The 19229-nt window shown below is 54.2% G+C and carries 14 protein-coding genes and 1 tRNA gene; 8 read left to right on the top strand and 7 right to left on the bottom strand.

Annotation, left to right across the window (positions count from 1 at the left end; translation table 11 throughout):
• Positions 1-79: 79 nt before the first annotated feature.
• The gene (locus tag ACYVAC_RS10175) at positions 80-787 is read left to right on the top strand and encodes a sulfite oxidase-like oxidoreductase (protein WP_461097528.1); all 708 of its coding nucleotides are present in this window, start codon (positions 80-82) and stop codon (positions 785-787) included.
• A gap of 75 nt (positions 788-862) precedes the next feature.
• Here ACYVAC_RS10175 and purL read toward each other — a convergent pair whose 3' ends face one another.
• The 3 genes from purL to ACYVAC_RS10160 all read right to left on the bottom strand — a co-directional run bounded on the left by purL (position 863) and on the right by ACYVAC_RS10160 (position 5553).
• Positions 863-3127, bottom strand: a complete 2265-nt coding sequence (gene purL / locus ACYVAC_RS10170; RefSeq protein WP_461097527.1) for a phosphoribosylformylglycinamidine synthase subunit PurL — start codon at positions 3125-3127, stop codon at positions 863-865.
• Between the two features lie 155 nt (positions 3128-3282).
• Positions 3283-4422 carry a cysteine desulfurase family protein gene (locus tag ACYVAC_RS10165; protein WP_461097526.1) on the bottom strand — a complete coding sequence of 380 codons (1140 nt, stop codon included), beginning with the start codon at positions 4420-4422 and terminating at the stop codon, positions 3283-3285.
• Between the two features lie 21 nt (positions 4423-4443).
• Complete coding sequence (locus ACYVAC_RS10160) at positions 4444-5553, bottom strand: XdhC family protein (RefSeq protein WP_461097525.1); 1110 nt, start codon at positions 5551-5553, stop codon at positions 4444-4446.
• Between the two features lie 212 nt (positions 5554-5765).
• On the opposite strand from ACYVAC_RS10160, the gene ACYVAC_RS10155 reads away from it, so the two are divergent.
• A tRNA-Ser gene (locus ACYVAC_RS10155) sits at positions 5766-5850 on the top strand.
• A 135-nt stretch (positions 5851-5985) separates the two neighbouring features.
• Positions 5986-8892 carry an SMEK domain-containing protein gene (locus ACYVAC_RS10150; protein WP_461097524.1) on the top strand — a complete coding sequence of 969 codons (2907 nt, stop codon included), beginning with the start codon at positions 5986-5988 and terminating at the stop codon, positions 8890-8892.
• Between the two features lie 672 nt (positions 8893-9564).
• On the opposite strand, the gene ACYVAC_RS10145 is transcribed toward ACYVAC_RS10150, so the two are convergent.
• Positions 9565-10458 (bottom strand): hypothetical protein, encoded by an 894-nt coding sequence (locus ACYVAC_RS10145; RefSeq protein WP_461097523.1) that lies wholly within the window; start codon positions 10456-10458, stop codon positions 9565-9567.
• A 197-nt stretch (positions 10459-10655) separates the two neighbouring features.
• Entirely contained in the window at positions 10656-11237 is a 582-nt protein-coding gene (locus ACYVAC_RS10140) for a helix-turn-helix domain-containing protein (RefSeq protein ID WP_461097522.1), read from the bottom strand.
• Between the two features lie 264 nt (positions 11238-11501).
• On the opposite strand from ACYVAC_RS10140, the gene ACYVAC_RS10135 reads away from it, so the two are divergent.
• Positions 11502-11765 (top strand): hypothetical protein, encoded by a 264-nt coding sequence (locus ACYVAC_RS10135; RefSeq protein ID WP_461097521.1) that lies wholly within the window; start codon positions 11502-11504, stop codon positions 11763-11765.
• A 213-nt stretch (positions 11766-11978) separates the two neighbouring features.
• Positions 11979-12185, top strand: coding sequence for a lmo0937 family membrane protein (locus tag ACYVAC_RS10130; protein ID WP_461097520.1), 207 nt, complete (start codon positions 11979-11981; stop codon positions 12183-12185).
• 103 nt (positions 12186-12288) lie between these two features.
• Here the strand turns inward: ACYVAC_RS10130 and ACYVAC_RS10125 are convergent, their stop codons facing one another.
• Entirely contained in the window at positions 12289-13380 is a 1092-nt protein-coding gene (locus tag ACYVAC_RS10125) for an endonuclease/exonuclease/phosphatase family protein (protein WP_461097519.1), read from the bottom strand.
• Between the two features lie 160 nt (positions 13381-13540).
• On the opposite strand from ACYVAC_RS10125, the gene ACYVAC_RS10120 reads away from it, so the two are divergent.
• From ACYVAC_RS10120 to ACYVAC_RS10110, 3 genes are all read left to right on the top strand, one after another.
• Positions 13541-14107: a DoxX family membrane protein gene (locus tag ACYVAC_RS10120; RefSeq protein ID WP_461097518.1), complete on the top strand. Its 567-nt coding sequence runs from the start codon at positions 13541-13543 to the stop codon at positions 14105-14107.
• Positions 14108-14335: 228 nt separating this feature from the next.
• Positions 14336-16039, top strand: coding sequence for a helix-hairpin-helix domain-containing protein (locus tag ACYVAC_RS10115; protein ID WP_461097517.1), 1704 nt, complete (start codon positions 14336-14338; stop codon positions 16037-16039).
• A gap of 35 nt (positions 16040-16074) precedes the next feature.
• On the top strand, positions 16075-16362 hold the full coding sequence (locus tag ACYVAC_RS10110) for a hypothetical protein (RefSeq protein ID WP_461097516.1): 288 nt from the start codon (positions 16075-16077) through the stop codon (positions 16360-16362).
• A gap of 99 nt (positions 16363-16461) precedes the next feature.
• Here the strand turns inward: ACYVAC_RS10110 and ACYVAC_RS10105 are convergent, their stop codons facing one another.
• On the bottom strand, positions 16462-19137 hold the full coding sequence (locus tag ACYVAC_RS10105) for an MGH1-like glycoside hydrolase domain-containing protein (RefSeq protein ID WP_461097514.1): 2676 nt from the start codon (positions 19135-19137) through the stop codon (positions 16462-16464).
• Positions 19138-19229 lie beyond the last annotated feature (92 nt).

The following is a 19229-nucleotide window of genomic DNA, read 5'->3' as shown; positions in this document are numbered from 1 at the left end:
GGATTAGAGTGTGGGTAAACCAGATGAAACAATTCGTTGTTTTATAGGGGTAAAGGTGTTGGGCAAGATAACGTAAACCATGGAAAATAACGACAAAACCGATCGGATCATCGATGCGCGGATGAAACTCAAACGGCGGTTTGAGGAAAAAATGGCGCAGACACCCTCGATGGCCGATGGGGCCGACGGCCAGCAGAAACCCCGCGGCACAGGGCCGATTAACCGGCACGGTATGCCGGCGGTTCCGGTCGGTCAAACCGTAACGACCAAATGGCCGGTACTCGATCTGGGTTACCAGCCCAGCATTCCGCTCGACAAGTGGCAACTGGCCATCGACGGCGAAGTGAACCACCCCGTCCGGCTCAAATGGGACGATCTGATGGCACTGCCGCAGGTCGAAGATACCAGCGATTTTCACTGCGTAACAACCTGGTCGCGGCTTGACGTGCCCTGGGTGGGCGTTCGGTTTATGGACCTGGCCGCGCTGGTCGATCCGAAAGGCACGGCCACGCATGTAATGTGCTACGGCTATGACGGTTACTCGACCAATGTCTCGCTCGAAGAAGCCCTCAAACCCGATGTGCTGCTGGTACACACGGCCGACGGGCAGCCGTTGACCCGCGAACACGGTGGCCCGCTGCGCATGATTACCCCGCAGCTATACGCCTGGAAAGGCAGCAAGTGGATCAAACGCATTGAGTTTCTGAACGAAAATAGACTTGGTTTCTGGGAAGAACGGGGGTATTCCAACACGGCTTACCCCTGGCGCAACGACCGCTACTCCTAAGTCAGACAACTCCATAACAACGGTAAAGGCCCGGCATCACTGCCGGGCCTTTGCCGTTAATAATCGCCATATGGGTTACTGCATGATCGTGCCCAGGGCGTTATCGTACAGACTTTTGGCGGCTGCTGAACTCAGTACGTCCTGCTCGTTGACCCGGAAACCGGTTTCGGTGACCGTGCCCAGGAAGGTAAAGGGCCGGATGCTGTCGGTCAGGTAGCCTTCGACATGCTCCCGGTTCTCGGGCGATACCGAAATCACCACGCGGCTTTGGCTTTCGCCAAACAGGAACGCGTCCAGGCGGTTGCGCTCCTGAGTCGTAATCGAGAAGCCGGTAGCACCCGCCATGGCCGACTCGGCCAGCGTAACGAACAGACCACCATCCGACACGTCGTGGGCCGATTGCAGCCAGCCGTTGCGGATCATGGTTCTGATGGCTTCCTGCGTGTGCCACTCGCTGTCGAAATCGAAGGCCGGCGCGGGCGATGCCTTGATGCCGCGGTAGGAGTAGAGGTACTCCGACGAGGCAATGTCATCGGTCGTTGGACCCACGAGATAAATCAGATCGCCGGGGGTTTTGAAAGTAAGCGTCATCCGGTGGTCGGGGTGCTCCATCAGCCCCAGCATCCCGATGGTTGGGGTCGGGAACACCGGACCATCGTCCGACGATTGGTTGTAGAAGCTTACGTTGCCGCCCGTAACGGGGATGCTGAAGCGTTTGCAGGCCTCGCCCATGCCCTGAACGGCTTCCACAAACTGCCAGTACACTTCGGGCACGTAGGGGTTACCGAAGTTCAGGTTGTTGGTAACGGCCAGCGGCTCGCCACCCGTACAAACGATGTTGCGGCAGGCTTCGGCCACGGCGATCATGGCACCTTGGCGCGGGTTGGCGTTCACGTAGCGGCTGTTGCAGTCGACTGTAATCACGATCGACTTATCGGTGGCGGGCAGGCCGGGGCCTTTCACCCGAACCACCGCCGCATCCGACGGCGCGTTGGTGCTCCGGTTGGCCGTACCAACCATCGAGTCATACTGCTCATAGACCCATTTCCGCGAGCAGATGTTGGGGTGGCTCAGCAGGTGTTTCGCCACGTCGGTCAGCTCGTCGGCTTCCAGATCATCGACCGACGAGGGGTCGAACTGGGCGAACTCCTTGATGTAGGCTGGCTCTTTGTATTCGCGATGGTACTGCGGGGCTCCGCCACCCAGTACGAGGTCGTAGGCCGGAACATCGGCAACCAGTTCGCCGTAGCGGTAGAAGTGCAGGCGGCCGAGGTCGTTTTCGCCTTTGGCGGTCACTTCGCCAATCTGGGCGCAGTTCAGGTCCCACTTGTCGAAAATGCCCTGGATAATGGATTCCTTGCCTTTTTCGATCACAACGAGCATCCGCTCCTGCGACTCCGACAGCAGAATCTCGAACGGCGCCATGTTGGGCTGGCGGGTCGGTACTTTATCGAGGTCGATAATCATACCGTGTTCGCCTTTGGCACTCATCTCCGATGTCGAGCAGATGATACCGGCCGCGCCCATGTCCTGAATACCAATCACGTAGCCCGTGGCGATGATTTCGAGGGTGGCTTCGAGCAGCAGCTTCTCCATGAAGGGGTCACCCACCTGAACAGCCGGCAGCTTGTCGGTCGAAGCCGCCGAAATATCTTCGGAGGCAAACGTAGCGCCGTGGATACCGTCTTTGCCGGTGGCCGACCCTACGATAAAGACAGGGTTGCCCACGCCGTAGGATGTTGCCTTGGCCACTTTTCCCGTTTCGACGATACCGGCCGAAAAGGCGTTGACGAGCGGGTTGGTGTTGTAGCACTCGTCGAAGTAAATTTCACCCCCAACGGTCGGGATACCAAAGGCGTTGCCATAGTCGCCGATACCTTTGACCACCCCGCGCAGCAGGCGTTTGGTTTTGGGCACGTCGAGGCTGCCGAACCGGAGCGAGTTGAGCTGGGCAATGGGTCGGGCGCCCATCGTGAAAATATCGCGGTTGATGCCGCCCACGCCGGTAGCCGCTCCCTGGTAGGGCTCGAGCGCGGAGGGGTGGTTGTGCGATTCGATCTTGAACGAACAAGCCAGGCCATCGCCAATGTCGACAAGGCCCGCGTTTTCTTCGCCGGCTTTCGCCAGCATCCGCTCAGAATCGCGGGGAAGGGTCTTCAGCCAGACAATCGAGTTTTTGTACGAGCAGTGCTCCGACCACATCACCGAGAAGATACTCAGTTCGGTGAAGTTGGGCTGGCGGCCGAGAATGGAGACGATACGGTCGAATTCGTCGGGGAGCAGGCCCAGTTTGCGGGCGGTTTCGAGAGTGGGCAGTGATTCGGTTGCGTCGGCAGACATAAGGTGGCTTAAGACGTGAAGCCGCAAAAGTACGACATTGCCGCGAAAAGGCAGGGTCTGCCTTCCGGATTTCGGTTTAGAGCCAGCGCCCTAGTGCCCGCAGGCTGTCGAGGTTATGAACCGGGGCCAGCTAATCGGGAGAGAGCAACGACCCGTCAGTTGCGGAGGCTGTTGGCAACGGGTATGATGTGGGCGATGGCGCGGTCGATGTCGTCATCGGTGGTGAAGCGGCCCAGGCTGAACCGAACCGAGCTGTAGGCCAGATCGTCGGAGAGGCCCATGGCGGTCAGCACGTAGGATGGTTCTGTGGTGGCCGAGGTGCAGGCCGATCCATTGGAAGCCGCAATGGCGCTGAGTCGGGTCAGCAGCAGCTCGCCGTCGGTGTCGGCAAAGGCAATGTTGGTGGTGTTGGGCAGGCGGTGTGCCCGGTTGCCATTGACAGTGGTGCCCGGCACGCCCTGCAAAATGGCTGCTTCGAGCCGGTCGCGCAGGGCCGACAGGCGGATGGCCTCGTGGCTGAGCTGCTGCCGGCAGCGTTCGGCGGCTGCACCCAGCCCCACAATGCCCGGCACATTGAGCGTACCCGACCGGCGGCCCCGCTCGTGCCGCCCGCCATCCTGCTGGGCCGTCAGGGCAACTCCGCGCCGAATCACCAGCGCGCCGACTCCTTTGGGACCATAGAGCTTGTGAGCCGACAGACTGAGGAGGTCGATCGGGAGCTGCTGCATCGACAGGGGGAGTTTACCGACTGCCTGCGTAGCGTCGGTATGAAACAGGGCGCCGTGCTGCCGCACCCGTTGGGCAATGGCCTCGATGGGGTGGCAGACGCCCGTTTCGTTGTTGGCCGCCATAACCGATACCAGCAGGGTGTCGGGCCGGAGGGCGTCGGCTACCTGATCGGCCGTAATCAGCCCGTCGGGGCCGGGCTGCAGGTACGTGACTTCTGCGCCCAGCTGTTCCAAATGCGCGCAGGTGTCCAGCACGGCTTTATGCTCGGTTGCCACCGTAATGAAATGACGGCCGGGGCGGGTCTGCTGCTCGAAGGCGCCTTTCAGCGCCAGGTTGATCGATTCGGTAGCGCCACTCGTAAATACCAGTTCCTTGCTGGTTACGTCGAGCAACTGCGCCAGCTGACCGCGGGCTACCTCCACGGCGTCGGCTCCTTTCAGGCCAAAGACGTGGGTGCGCGAAGCCGCATTGCCAAAATGCTCGGTAAAATAAGGCAGCATCTGCTCGAGCACAACCGGATCGACGGGCGTGGTTGCGTTGTAATCGAGGTATATGGGGTACTCCATGGGTTGAATCGGGCAAGAACGTTAGTCACGCTCGTGAATGGGCGAGGGGCGGTCGCGCAGGAACGTGCCCGCCCGGCCCGACAGGGCGGCCCGCACTTCGGCCACTACCGACAGGGCAATTTCTTCGGGCGTGGCCGCGCCGATGTCGAGGCCCACCGGCGCGTGAATGCGGTCGGTTTCGTCGGCAAAAGCGCCTTCGCTGCGGAGCTCATCAAAAATTTTTTCTGACCGAACCCGGGGGCCGAGCATCCCGATGAAGGGGGCGGGACTGGCCAGGGCTTTGGGGAGGTTGGCCTTGTCGGTTTTGAAATCGTGGGCCATCAGAATAATGGCCGTTTGCGGGTCGATGCTGATCTGGTCGAAGTCGGTGGGGGGCACAATGGCGTGGGCCGCGGCAAACAGCGTCTGCGTTACTTTCTGGGGGTTGGCAACCACCGTGGCGGTCCAGCCCAGTTCATTGATAAGCCGAACCATAGGCAGCACATCGTACTGCTGCCCCATCAGCACCAGGTGCGGCACGGGCAGCAAAATCTCGATAAACAGCTCAAGGGTCTGCCCGTCGGGCAGGTCGAACGTGAAGGGGGCCGATTTGCCCTTGCTCAGGTACTGCTGGATCTTGCGCTCGATCAGGTCGCGGGTGGGGGCATCGCCCAGGGGCGCCAGACTGTCGGGGCCGTCGTACCGCAGCACATCGCCCCGGCTGAGCAGCGGACTGGGGTTGCTGAGGTTGGTGACTGTCAGCAGAATATGCGTCAGGCGGGGCTGGTCGACGCAGGCCTTGAGCGTATCGAGCGGATTTGTCCGGCCGGCCTGCAGGGGCGTTATCAGCACATCGATAATGCCATTGCAGCCCAGGCCCACGCCAATCTGATAGTCGTCGTCGTCGGTTGTGTCGTAGGTAACAAGCGTGGGCGTAGCCTGGGCCATGGCGAGCCGGGCGCGCCGGAGGGCATCGCCTTCGAGGCACCCCCCGCTGATGCCACCCACCCACTGCCCGTTGTCGAGAATAAGCATGCGGGCACCGGTGCGCCGGTACGACGACCCTTCGACCCGCACAACGGTAGCCAGAGCCGCTTTGGTTATCGAGTCCAGCGCCGTGTAGGCGGCAATAATGGCATTTATTTCTTTCATAATGGGGTTGCCGGGCGCGGTGGCCCGGCCGCATAAGGCATCGGGGGCAGACCGGCTCTACCCTGACGGACAAACCAGCCTGCGGGTGTAAAACTAGTAAAAGCAGCGCCTGGTTTCATGCCCGCCCCGAACGGTTCGGCAACTGGTTTTTGGGACTCGCCCGGCGCGGCTCTTGCGCCGACTCGAAAAACGCATTACCTTTGTGCTACCAAAGAGAGATGGCAGAGTGGTCGATTGCGTCGGTCTTGAAAACCGAAGACTGTAACAGGTCCGGGGGTTCGAATCCCTCTCTCTCTGCATAAGAAAAGATAAAGCACTCAAAATCAATGATTTGAGTGCTTTTTTTAATTTGATACATAATAGATATTAAATATTTTTATTAGAATTGATCTTAAACGAGAATATATTGTTCAACATTTATTGCTCCTGTATATGAATGACACAATAATTTTATCAGAAATAAAAGCCTACTTGGCAAGGCTCAAAACTGAAGTTACAATATCAAATTCAAGTAATGAAACAGACATAAACATTCATGCAGAGAATCTTTTAAGGAGAATACTCTCAGTTTTATTCAAATGTAAAATACTAAATTCTGGCAAGTCAATAAAGAAGAATAATGATAGCTTTGATTTATTTGACGAAAATGGACGTTTTGCGTTTCAGATTACTTCTACCAATGTCAATGATAAAATTATAAACAGTCTTTCTAGTTTTGTTAAATATAGTTGGAGTGAAAAATATAAAGAACTTTATATCGTATTAATAGGATATGATAAAAAACAATATAGTACACCCACAATTAACAAAATAAAAAACGTTGTTAATAATAAGTATGAATTTGATATTAAGAAAAATGTTATAGATTTAAATGACTTGTATGGACTAATTGTGGAACTTAATGACACCAATGATTATCTGTCAATAAGAGATACATTGAAAGTTCAGTTTGATGAAGTTACAAGTAAAATTAATCATTTCAATGACGTTATAAATTTCTTTGAAGAATATAAAAATAGTATAAATATTAAATATAAAAGAATAAATTTTTTTGGTCTGGATGTGTCCTCTAAACCAAGCGAAGTTGATCTAGAATCATTATTTGTCCCGTCACATTTTAAGAAGCATTCTAAAACGTTATCACAAGAAGTTTTCGTTGGCTTTCAAGATATTGTTTTTGATACAAAACTACATATAGACGAACAAAGAATAAAATTTGAAAGATCTGACAGTAGCGAAGAAATTACTGGGATTCCGGGACTAGAAATTTTGCAAAATGAAGTTTCATCTAGTTTTGAAACGAGTATATTGAGAAATAATTTGTTTCATAGTTTCTTTGATGAAGAGCCCTACACAATTGGTCGTTTTTTCTCGTTTGTTGATAAAACAGTAATACTGGGTAAACCTGGTGCTGGTAAATCTTCACTGGTTAAATTTATAACTTTACAATTATTAAATAAATCTAGTAAGATATTTGATAATGAAAGTTCACTCAATCATATACCTTTGAGAGTACAGCTATATCATTATAATCAGGAAAAGAAGAAAAACTCTGATAATATTTACTCATACTTGTTCAGGTATATTAATGGGGAATTAGCAGTAAGTAATATATCTATTGATTTAATAAGGTATATGCTTAATAATTTATCTTGCGTCGTTTTCTTTGATGGATTAGATGAAATATTTGATGTTCAAGATAGAATAAGTGTAAGAGATGATATAGAAATATTTGTAAAATCTCATTTAAAATGTAAGGTAGTTGTAACAAGCCGCTTTGAGTCTAACACTGAAGTACCTTTCGATAGTAAACTATTCTCGACTTATGAATTAAATGGATTTAATGATGAACAAATAAATTTGTATATAGACAAATGGTATACAGTAGTTGAGAAAGAGGAAGTATACAAGAATGAAGAGATAGAAAATTTCAGAGTAGAGCTTAATAAGATTGATAAAGAATTAATAAAAAACCCCTTGCTGCTCACTTTGATTTTAGTCATTTACAGAAACGAAAGAGAATTGCCTACTTCGAAGTTTGATATATACAAGGGGTGTACTAATACAATAGTAGAAACAAGAGATAAAAAAGAAAAACGTATTGATTACAAAACGGCTGTTTTAAATAAGATAGGAGTATTCTCAAGTTTAGCTTATTGGCAATTTTCACAGGAGAACGAAGATAAGAAACAAATTACAAACAGTGATGTTATAAACTTTCTCAAAGCTGAACTGCAAATTGACTTTGCAGATATTGATTTGGCTGAAGCTGCTGCCAAAGAGTTTATTGAATTTGCAAAAGTTAGATCAATATATTTTGAAAATGCGTTTACACACAAAACATTTTTAGAATATTTTGCTTCCCATTATATTTATACTGAGTATTTTCTTGACAGTACAGATAGGAAGTTTTTGTTTGAATTGATGACTAGGCATATTGGTGGTGCTTCTTGGTCAGTGATTTTTGAATTATTGTTTTGCGAAATAGATGCTCAAGTAAGAAATTCTAAAATTATAGATTCTTATATAGATGAAATTACTAGTGATAATAATTTAAAATCAATTAATTTTTTCTTGCAAACTATAAAGTATTTAAAGAACATTAGTCAAACAATTATAAAAGATTTATTACAAAAGGCTTTTAATATTGTATTTCAAAATGTAAACGTAGAAACAAATCCTACAGAATGTAGAATTTGTTTCGAAAGTATCTGCTTACTAAGATTAAATTCTAGATTTAGTTCTGCTTACGAGGAAGCATATTCGAAGGCTGTCGATAGTAATACAATTGCAGAGTACAATAATAATGCCCGTGCTTTCTTATACGAGCAATATTATTTTTATATTAAAGCAGAACATTCATTACTTAATAGTATAGTTTTAATGGACGAGAATAGCCCCTATGAATATATACTATGTAACTATGGGAGACTAGCGGATTGGGATGATTTCTTCATTGTATTGACTCGGTTTTTAGAAAAATATGGCATTAAATTATTGGCTAAGAATTATACTCCTATATATTATGCAAATATATTTGATGAGGATATTAGCTTTAATTGGATAAACAAAGCATTGTTTTCGCATAGTGATATACAAATTTTGGCAAAAAATTATAAAAGACTAAGAGGATTAGGTGTTACAAAACAATATTTCTTAGAAGCAATAAAAAAGTGCGAAGTTACTTCGAAAGTTTCTCACAAAGATATTAACAGTTTGTCGAAGCATACAAAAGATGAAGTTTTAAGAAAAATTTTGAAAGCCTACCGGGAAAAAACCTATTCTAAAGAAGATAATGTTTACTACATTGGTCGCGGCGGAAGATTTACGACGAGGTAAAGTTTTCTCCGCGATCAATGTAGTAGAAATGATTACAGATTGTGGTATCTATATCTTCGTGCTGCCTTTGCGCACCTGTAGCAGCAAAATGCCGCATCCATCCTTATACTCTCAAATTTGCCATTGCTTGCCATTGCAGTGTATGCACGTTTTGTTGTAATAAACTTTACGTCCTACTCTCTCGGCGCGATTATATTTGAAGCTTCGTACTGGTTTGGTCTTTGTCTGCTTTTCCATTGGGAGTAATGATTTAGATGATGGTTGGACTCGATAAGCCTTGCACAATCCTTGTAAAACCGTTGCAATACCGCTGCAAAACCCCCGTATTAGCTATATAAGGGCTTTTTAGACTTTAAGCGGAAATCATTTGGTTGAAGTCTTTGAATTTGGCGTACAGATTTGACCGGTTAGCGGTATTCACTCCTGATGCCTTAAGGTGCTGTACTTTATATAAAGTGCTTACAACAGCCGGAATAATTCAATGAAAGCCCGATACTGACCCGTATCGGGCTTTTTTTATGAAAAATATCGCCGTACGTAAAGTACCCACTGCAGACACCAAACCGGGGTTCGAAATCACTCATTCCGAGCCCCGGTTTAGTGTGTAAGAGCCGTGTGCGATTGCGTACAGGATTGTCTGATAAGTGTATGCTATCCAGGTGTAAATACCCGCTACAACCCAAGCAGGGCGAATTTCTTCGTTCGGGTATCGAGCAGCAGGATGGATTGGGTAAATAGTTTATTGCCCGTCATGCCGCCCATGCCCATTTTCATCATCTGGTCGATCTGGCGCTGGGTGGAGCCTTCTACGTAGGTGGCCGAACGGATGGGCAACCGGTGAAAAGCGACCAGCATACTGTCGGCTGTCGCTACCGAGTTAGCCGTTAGCGTTCTGTTCCAGGATCGGCTGCTGTTTTGCTCGCGCTGGGCACCGGGTATGGCCAGCAAATCGGTTGTTTTTTTGTCCGTCAGCAGGGCGTAGGCGCTGGAGCCTGTGTCGAAATAGAGCAGGGTATTTTTGCCCCGGAGCTGGGCAGGCAACAGAATAGCCCGGTTTGCAAAGATAAAATCGGCCCACCTGACCTTATCGCTCCATTTGTCAGGAGTAGTCAGGCCTGTAAACAGTTTCCGGGCGGGGTAATCGATCCCGATAATCCGATTTTCGATAAAGTCGGTGCCGATGGTGCCGATAATGGTAATCTCGTCTGGTTTTTCCCAGTGTATGGCGGCACTTGCGTAATCGATCAGCTTTACCTGCCGGGCCGATACCGGCATTGCCCCAACCCGAAACGCAAAGGCCGACAGTGTGCTGGCCGTGTCGGCCACCGTGACCGTTTTTGGAAAGCGGGCCTGTATCTGCTGCAGCTTTGCCCTATAGAACAGGGTGCTGGGTGAGCCCGTATCGAACTGCATGTAGAATTGCCGGTTGCAGCCCGGTATCGTCACAGGGAGCAGCAGGGCATACCGGGGCTCCCAGCGACTGTTTACGGAATCGCCCTGCCAGACCATGTCGATCTCGTAGCTGGCCGTTGGAAGCGTCAGCAGGTTGGGGGGCAGGGCCGGCATGGGTTGGGCAACGCTTGTCGGCCGGCAGAGGCAGGCCATTGCTAGAACGCCCAGAACGAGCGCCTTAAAACGCATGGATACAAATAACATGGTTACGCGGTTTAGTCGGCAAAGGTAGGCGCACCGGCGGGGGGCTCTGCCCGACATTTACCCGACATTCCGGCGTAAAAAGGCCATCAGCAGCGGTACAGGCCTGGTTATGCGGCTGCCAGATACCGGTTTACGTTCAGCAGATGGAAGCCGAGCAGGAGGGCGTTGAGGGCATACATCAGAAGTGCGATGCCCAGATAACTCACCAGATAGGTGTGGTAGCCGGCCTGCACCCTGGTCGTATTGTAGGCCAGAGCGGCCAGCAGGAAGACGTTGACAAGAATTACCCAGACGATCTGCTGCCGGAGCGTCGACTGGGTAAGCCGCAGGATCGACGGGGCTACGGGTCGGCTTTTTTTCAGCAGGTACAGGGGGATCAGGACATGCACGTAGGGTATAATCAGGAACGCAAAGCAGGAAAGGTAAAAACCGGTCAGGAACTGTTTGTCGGGCACGGCATAGCGGGCCGGGGCGGGTAGGGGGGGCGGCTGTGGTGGGGTAGAGCCGTTCAACTCCCTGTCGTGTAGCTGATCGAACGGGACGCCCAGGGCCGTGGCAATCCGTTTCAGGGTAAATGCTCTGGGTATGCTTTCGCCCCGTTCAATCCGCTGAATGGTGCGTACGGTCACCTGGGTTCGTTCGGCCAGCTCTTCCTGCGTGATGCCTGCCTGTTTTCTTAACGCGGTCAACTGAGGGCCAAGCGACATATCGGTACTTTTTGCAAAGTAAGGACGGCCGGCGGGGCTTTCAATGGTCACGAACAGTAGCCTGGCTAAAAGAAGGCAAATCGGGACCCCGGCATGCGGGTGGCGCCGACGGGGCTCGGTCAGCGGGGGATGGTTTGCGGAAGTAAACGGCCCGCCTACCGGTTAGCTACACCCGTAGCCGTTGATCATGTAAGGGGATGGCTGGCGCAGGGGGGTCATAGCTTTACCCAAAAAACAGCTTCTGCCATGGCAACTTTCTTTCCTACCTGCGCGTACGACACCCATACACTGGCCAGCCTGTCGGCCAGTCAGCTACGCGCCCGGCAATCGCGGCTCTATCGGGTGGGCTTCGGCCTGCTGGCGCTGTTGGCACTGGTCATGTCGACTGCCTGTATCATTGACACCTATATGGTTGCGGTGGCCGGCTGGGCCATGGTACCGGCCCTGATCGACGTTGACCGTAAACGCCGGGCGATCAGCGCACAACTAAAAAGACACACGCGCTCCTGAAGGTATCAACTAATTGTTGTGGGTGTTACGGTTGGGCAAGATAAGTATACATAGAATGTAGACATTATTGGTATTTGGCGCTTTTTGCACAGGTAGTATCGATTTTTGCAAAGAATGCAGAATAATTAACTAATAAATTGTCTTTTTGTGGAATAGTGTGAACAAAATGCCAGCTGATTATGTATATACATCATATCACTAAATCTATATGTTATGAAAAACATATTTACTGGTATTGCGCTGCTGCTGACTGGCCTCTGGCTGGCCGGCATGGTCTATTTCAACCACATTGGTCTTCCTCTTCTGGGGTTGGGCGGGCTTATTCATGTGTTGCCGGTGATGGCCCTGTTTGCGCTTGTTTTTGAGCTCGTCGCTGAGCCTCAACCCCACCCGCTGCCATTTCGATCGGGCAGCCGATAAGCTGCCAGCGCCCGGCACCTCCACTCACCGTAACATCTTACCTATATCTGATAGGCCCTTGCTCCGCAGCAATGGGCTTTTTTTTATGGCTGCCACAGCCAGATTACGTATTGGTGGCTTCGGCAATGGTTTCGCGAGCTTCAGCCTGATCGTCGGCATCGGCAGCCGGCTTCTCCGCGGTTGGTTCCTGCGGGGTGCCGTTGAGCAGCAGCGAGATAAACATGGGAAAATGGTCGGAGCCGCAGTTGGGTAACCGGCGCATCCGTTCCAGCTGGAAGTGCCCCGACACAAAGACGTGATCGAGGGGCCAGCGCAGAAAAAAGTACTTGGCGTTGAAGGTGTTATAGAGACCGCGCCCAACCCGGGGATCGAGCAGGCCGCTGATGCGCTGAAAAAGCCGCGTGGTGTGCGACCAGGCTACGTCGTTGAGGTCGCCGGCTACAATAACCGGCTCGGTTTGTTGTTTGGCTTCGCGCCCCACGAGCAGCAGTTCAGCATCGCGTTCGGTCGATCGGTAGTGTTCGGTGGGGCTGGGGGGCATGGGGTGTACCCCGTAGAAATGAAGCCGCTGCCCGTTGCCGGTGTCGAGCTGCACGTAGACCGACGGGATATCGTCCTGAATCAGAAAACGCAGTTCGGAGTGCAGAATCGGCAGGCGCGAATAAAACAGCATGCCATAGGTGTTTTCGAGGGGGCAGTGTACGCGGTAGGGGTAGTTGGCCTCGATGGGTTTCAGATCGTTCTGCCACCGCTTGTTCGTTTCGAGTACCAGCACCAGATCAGGCGCGTGAGCATCGACCAGCGACCGCACCTGCGGACTTTCGAGATTATCCATAAACACGTTTGCCGTAAGCAGCCGGATGGGCACCGGGGCGTTCGGGTCCTGCTCTGACTGGGTGGGGGCGGGTTTGGCGCGCGCAACCAGCGGTTTATGCAGGGGGGTGAAGGGGTAAATAAGCCAGCCCTGATAGGTTAGGGCTGCCAGTAGTCCGACCGGAACGAGCCAGAACCAATCGTGGGTAGGCGCCCCCAGCGCGCCCCAGGCCACCAGTCCGGTAAAGGCCAGCACGGTAAGCTGCAGGTGCGGAAAATCCCATATCCGGATCCACCAGTAATCGATCCGGATCAGGTTCAGAAACGAAACAACGGTAATCAGCGCTGCATAGGCCAGCAGCACGGTTTCGGGCGTATTCATAGAGGGCGATCAGGAATGGCAGTGATGTAGCTAACTTACTTACCGGGTCGTAGGTTTCGGCGGGGGGCAGTAAATGCCACAGCTGCCAAATTAGAGCGGCCATAAATCCCGGCGGCCAGTACCTGCGTATGATAGGGTAAGTAACCAAACTGCCCGCGCTATGAGACACGTAAAAGAAGGCTTGCACTGGTTCGACCGGCTCGATACCCGCATGAATCGCTGGCTGGTAGCCAACAGTATTACCCTGCTGCGCATCGGCATGGGTATCGTTTTTCTCGGGTTTGGGGTGCTTAAATTTTTCCCCGGCATCAGCCCCATCGAAGTACTGGCCACCAAGACCACGCGTTCGCTGAGCGCCGGTATATTGTCGGGCCACTACGCTATGGATTTCGTCGCTACGCTCGAGTGCCTCATTGGCCTGAGCTTCCTGACGGGTCGGTTTTTACGGGTGGGGGTGTGGCTCATGGCCTTTCAGATGATCGGAGCCATGTCGCCCCTGTTTCTGTATCCGGGCGAGCTGTTCCGGCTGCCGTATTACGCGCCCACGCTGGCGGCTCAGTACATTATCAAGGATATTATTCTGATTGCGGCCGGCATGGTGATCGCGTCGACCTGGACGGGCGCCCGCATTGTGGCCCGGCCCCACAGTCTGCGCAGTTCGCTGCGTCGGCGCGTGGCCCGGGTCTATCAGCCGCAGCAATCCCTGACTGTCGGCCAAACGCTGTAGGTCGGGCCGCGTAGGTCGGGCCGCGTAGGTCGGGCCGCGTAGGTCGGGCCGCGTAGGTCGGGCCGCGTAGGTCGGGCCGCGTAGGTCGGGCCGCGTAGGCCGGGCCGCGTAGGCCGGGCCGCGTAGGTCGGGCCGCGCAGGTCGGGCCGCGCAGGCCGGGCCGCGTAGGCTGGATGCATGGCCGTGGCCCCCGTCAATTCCGTATCTTGCGGGCTGATAAGCCTGCACATGACAAACGCTGCTATTGTCGATCGGCTCGAACTAACGGGCCGGTTGATGGAACTTCACGAACGCGACGCGTTCAAAACCCGCGCCTTTCAGACGGCTGCGTTCAACCTCGATAAAAGTACGGCCAACCTGACCGAGCTCGCTGTCGACGAGCTGGTTAAGCTGCCCGGTGTGGGCAAGAGCGTTGCTCAGAAAATTCACGACATGGCCCGGACGGGGCACCTGACCGACCTCGACGAACTGCTGGCCGAAACACCGGCCGGGGTGCTCGACATGTTTCGGATCAAAGGGCTGGGCGTAAAGAAAGTCCGGACGCTCTGGCGCGAACTGGGTATCGAATCGCTGGCCGACCTGCGCGAAGCGGGCGAAACGGGCCGGATTGCGGCCATCAAAGGCTTTGGCGTCAGTACCCAGGATAAAATTCTGGAGTCGCTGACGTTTCTGGAACAGCAGCAGGGCAAGCTCCGCATGGACCGGGCCGACGAACTGGTGGGCCGGCTGACCGAACTGCTGAACCCGCTGTTTGCGCGGGTCGAGGTAAGCGGACAGGTACGCCGGCGGGCGCAGGAGGTCGATCAGGTTCAGCTGCTGCTCGAAACCGCCGACCCCGTGGCGGCCCTGACCCAGTTGCGGGCCGTGCCGGGACTGGTCATCGACGAGCGGCAGTCGTCGCCGTTTATATGGCGCGGCCGGGCTGAGGGCGTCGATGTACCCGTTGAACTACGGCTGTACGCGCCCGACCAGCTCGACCGGCAGCTGTTTATGCTGTCGGCGGCCGAGCCCCACCTGCGGCAGGCGGGGCCCGACGGCACTACCTTGCTGCAGGCAGCCTACACCGCCCCCGACCCCACCGATACAGCCATCTACGAGCGGGCTGGCCTGCCCTACGTGGTGCCCGAAATGCGGGAAGACGACTTTGCGTTTCGCTGGGCGAGCCGGCACCAGCCCGATGAACTGGTCAGCTGGGCCGATCTGCGCGGTACGCTGCACAACCACAGCACCTGGTCAGATGGTACGCAGTCGGTGGCCGAGATGGCGGCTTACTGCCGGGAACTGGGGCTGACGTACTTCGGCATTGCCGACCACTCCAAAACGGCCAGCTACGCCAACGGCCTGAGCCCCGAGCGGGTGCTGGCCCAGCAGGCCGAAATCGACGCGCTCAACGCGGGCTTCGGCGACAGCTTCCGGATTTTTAAAGGCATCGAATCGGATATTCTGGGCGATGGATCGCTCGATTACGACGATGATCTGCTGGCTACGTTCGACTACGTGGTGGCTTCGGTTCACCAGACGCTGACGATGACCAGCGAGAAAGCCACCGCCCGGCTCATCAAGGCCATCGAGAACCCGTATACGACTGTGCTGGGGCACCCCACGGGGCGGCTGCTGCTGGCCCGCGCCGGCTACCCCATCGACCACAAAGCCGTGATCGATGCCTGTGCGGCCCACGGGGTTATTCTCGAAATCAACGCCAGTCCCTACCGGCTCGACATCGACTGGCGCTGGATCGAGTACGCCATGAAGCAGGGCGTGATGCTCAGCATCAACCCCGATGCCCATAGTATGCACGGATTACTGGATATGCACTATGGTGTGGCGGTGGGTCGGAAGGGGGGCCTGACCACGGCCATGACCTTCAATGCTCTGTCGCTGCCGGAAATGGCGGCCTTTTTGCAACAACGGCGCACCAGCCGGGTTAAGTAAGTCCCATGAGCCATCACAACCAGATTCTTTACTTCATGTCCCAAACGTATCGGCAGGTGCAACTGTCGGTCGAGCGGGGCGCCACGCCGTATCTGCACGGCGATTTTGCCCGCCAGTTCGACGAGCTGATGACGGCCCTCAACGACGAAGCTCACGCCCGCCGGCTGCTGGTCAATCTGGTCGAAGAAGCGGCCGCGCTGCACGAGTCGACCGATTACCTGCGGCACGAGCTTGACTACGAAGTCGAAGCGGCCCGTCGGGGCAGCCCGGCTACCGATGCGTCGGCCGAACTGGCCCAGCGCCGGCAGCAGCGGCACCGCTAACGAAGCCCATTATCGAATTTACCATATGGCACCAAATGAACCGGCCCGGCCGATACACCTCTGTGGTGTACCGACCGGGCCGGTCGCCCTGGCGGATGGCTATTTCCCCTCGGGCAGGGCCAGCAGCTCCGTTTTATACTTGTACGAGTACTCGATCAGGTCGGCAACGAGGCCCGTCCAGCCGGTCTGGTGGCTGGCGCCGAGGCCGGCACCCACGTCGCCGTGGAAGTATTCATAGAACAGGTAAAGCCCCTGGAAATGGGGGTCGTGCTGCATTTTTTCATCGACACCGTAGGCGGCAATGCGGCCGCTGTCGTCGCGCCGGAAAATGTTGAGCAGTCGATCGGTTACGTGCATGGTGGCGTCTTTGATGCTCATTACGTGCCCCGAGTGCGTGGGGTATTCTACTTCCAGGTCGTCGCCGTAATACTGGTAGAACTTCAGCAGCGAGTCGATCAGTAGAAAATTGACCGGGAACCAGATGGGACCGCGCCAGTTGGAGTTGCCGCCAAACATGCTCATCTCCGACTCGGCGGGCACATAGCGCACCTGAAAAATCTCGCTGTTGAGCTCGAACTGGTACGGCGTTTTTTCGTGGTACTTCGACAGCGCCCGGATCCCGTAGTCCGACAGGAATTCAGTTTCGTCGAACATCCGGCGCATAATCATTTTCATGCGGTGGCCGCGCAGCAGGCTGAGCAGGTGCGTCTGGCCCTTGCCCGGCTCGTTCCAGCGCGAAATCAGCGAGGCCAGGTCGGGTCGGTTGTTCAGTACCCACTCGACCCGCCGTTTGAAGTCGGGCAGCTTCGAGAGTAGTTCCTCGTCGAGAATCTCCACGGCGAAAAGCGGAATGAGCCCCACCATCGACCGGATTTTAAGCAGCCGCGAGTGCTGATCGGGGGTGTGCAGCACATCATAGTAGAACTGATCGACTTCGTCCCAGAGGCTGATGTGCTGCTTGCCGAGGTTATTCATGGCCGCTGCAATGTGCAGGAAGTGCTCGAAAAACTTGCTGGCCATATCCTGATACACGGGTCGGGTCAGCGAGATTTCGCAGGCAATCCGCAGCATGTTGAGCGTGTACATGGCCATCCAGCCCGTGCCGTCGGCCTGTTCGATGCGCCCGCCCATGGGCAGCGGCTGGCTCCGGTCGAATACCCCGATGTTGTCGAGGCCGAGGAAGCCCCCGCCAAAAATGTTGTTGCCCTCCACGTCTTTGCGGTTGACCCACCACGTAAAGTTGAGCAGCAGCTTATGGAACGCCCGCTCCAGAAAGCCGATGTCGCCGGTGCCGTTCATGTCGCGGTCGATCTCGTAGACTTTCCAGGTAGCCCAAGCGTGTACGGGCGGGTTCACATCCGAAAAATTCCACTCGTAGGCCGGAATCTGGCCGTTGGGGTGCATGTAGTACTCGCGCAGGATAACCGCCAGCTGCCGCTTGGCAAAATTGGGGTCGAGCCGGGCCAGCGTCAGCGTATGGAACGCCAGATCCCAGGCCGCAAACCACGGATACTCCCATTTGTCGGGCATCGACAGGATGTTGGCCGTGTACATGTGCCGCCAGCTCTCGTTGCGTGCGTAGACCCGACCCTGAAACGGAATGGGCATCTTGGGATCGCCCTTGAGCCATTCGTTCACGTTGTAGTAGTAGAACTGTTTGTTCCAGAGCATACCCGCGTAGGCCTGCCGCTGGATGGCGCGCAGCTCGGGGTCGGTCACGTTTTTCTGGAGGTCGTCGAAATACGCGTTGGCTTCAGCGAGCCGCTGTGCCCAGAGCGTGTCGAAATCGGCAAAGGGCTGGCTGAGCGTGGTCTGGTCGCTGAACCGGAGCCGGATGGAGGTGCTGCCGCCGGCGGGCACCATACGCGTGTACTGCGCGGCCGCCTTAGTGCCGATCTGATGGGGGTTTACGAAGCCTTTCTTGCCGCCCTGCGTGATGTGGTTGTTGATCCCGTCTTTGGGGTAGGGCGCCACGTTGGGCCGGCCGTAGAGCCGCTCGGTATTGGTATCGTTGTCGCAGAAAAGCAAGCCGTCGGGCTCGTCGCAGTAGAGTTTATACTTGCCCAGCTGCTTGTGGTTGACCTCGATCTGGCGGTTGCCGATGCCGTTCAGAATGGGCCGGGCGTTATACTGCTCATAGCCCCACGACCAGGTGTTGCGGAACCAGAGGGTGGGCAGCAGCGTAAGCGGGGCGTCGTGGCTGGCGCGGTTGTGGGCCGTTACCGTCACGAGCCAGTCGTTCTGGTCGGCTTTGGCGTATTCGATAAAGATATCGAAATACTGGTCGTTGTCGAAAATGCCGGTGTCGGTCAGTTCGAACTCGGGGTCCTGCCGACCGCGCCGGGCGCTCTCGATAACGAGCTGGTTATAAGGAAACGCCTGCTGCGGGTACTTGTACAGCATCTTCATGTACGAGTGCGTCGGCGTGCTGTCGAGGTAGTAATAAAGCTCTTTAACATCTTCGCCATGATTGCCCTCCGGCCCCGACAGGCCGAAGAGTCGTTCTTTCAGAATCGAATCCTGATGATTCCAGAACGACAGGGCAAAGCAGATGTGGCCCTTGTTGTCGGCCACCCCGCCAATGCCTTCTTCGCCCCAGCGGTAGGCTTTGGAGCGGGCCATGTCGTGGGTAATAAAATTCCACGCATCACCGTAGGGCGAGTAATCTTCACGAACGGTACCCCAGGCCCGGTCAGACAGGTAAGGCCCCCATTTTTTCCACCCCTTGTTGTCGGAGCGTTCGTAAACGCGGGCTTTCTCAGCAATGGTTGTCATAATCGTATAGTAAAGACGGCAGGTGCTTTCCGTGATAAAGACGGTAAGCTGTCAAAGATAATAGGCCAGTATGGTATCCGGCATCATTCGTG

It is taken from the genome of Spirosoma luteolum (genome assembly GCF_054778875.1).
This window is presented reverse-complemented; position numbering and strand designations above follow the sequence as displayed.

Coding starts and splice junctions, on each gene's coding strand:
- ACYVAC_RS10105 (WP_461097514.1), bottom strand. CDS start 19,137: ATGACAACCATTGCTGAGAAAGCCCGCGTTTACGAACGCTCCGACAAC.
- ACYVAC_RS10165 (WP_461097526.1), bottom strand. CDS start 4,422: ATGGAGTACCCCATATACCTCGATTACAACGCAACCACGCCCGTCGAT.
- ACYVAC_RS10110 (WP_461097516.1), top strand. CDS start 16,075: ATGTCCCAAACGTATCGGCAGGTGCAACTGTCGGTCGAGCGGGGCGCC.
- ACYVAC_RS10175 (WP_461097528.1), top strand. CDS start 80: ATGGAAAATAACGACAAAACCGATCGGATCATCGATGCGCGGATGAAA.
- ACYVAC_RS10160 (WP_461097525.1), bottom strand. CDS start 5,553: ATGAAAGAAATAAATGCCATTATTGCCGCCTACACGGCGCTGGACTCG.
- ACYVAC_RS10145 (WP_461097523.1), bottom strand. CDS start 10,458: ATGCCGGCCCTGCCCCCCAACCTGCTGACGCTTCCAACGGCCAGCTAC.
- ACYVAC_RS10130 (WP_461097520.1), top strand. CDS start 11,979: ATGAAAAACATATTTACTGGTATTGCGCTGCTGCTGACTGGCCTCTGG.
- ACYVAC_RS10115 (WP_461097517.1), top strand. CDS start 14,336: ATGACAAACGCTGCTATTGTCGATCGGCTCGAACTAACGGGCCGGTTG.
- ACYVAC_RS10125 (WP_461097519.1), bottom strand. CDS start 13,380: ATGAATACGCCCGAAACCGTGCTGCTGGCCTATGCAGCGCTGATTACC.
- ACYVAC_RS10120 (WP_461097518.1), top strand. CDS start 13,541: ATGAGACACGTAAAAGAAGGCTTGCACTGGTTCGACCGGCTCGATACC.
- ACYVAC_RS10135 (WP_461097521.1), top strand. CDS start 11,502: ATGGCAACTTTCTTTCCTACCTGCGCGTACGACACCCATACACTGGCC.
- ACYVAC_RS10150 (WP_461097524.1), top strand. CDS start 5,986: ATGAATGACACAATAATTTTATCAGAAATAAAAGCCTACTTGGCAAGG.
- purL (WP_461097527.1), bottom strand. CDS start 3,127: ATGTCTGCCGACGCAACCGAATCACTGCCCACTCTCGAAACCGCCCGC.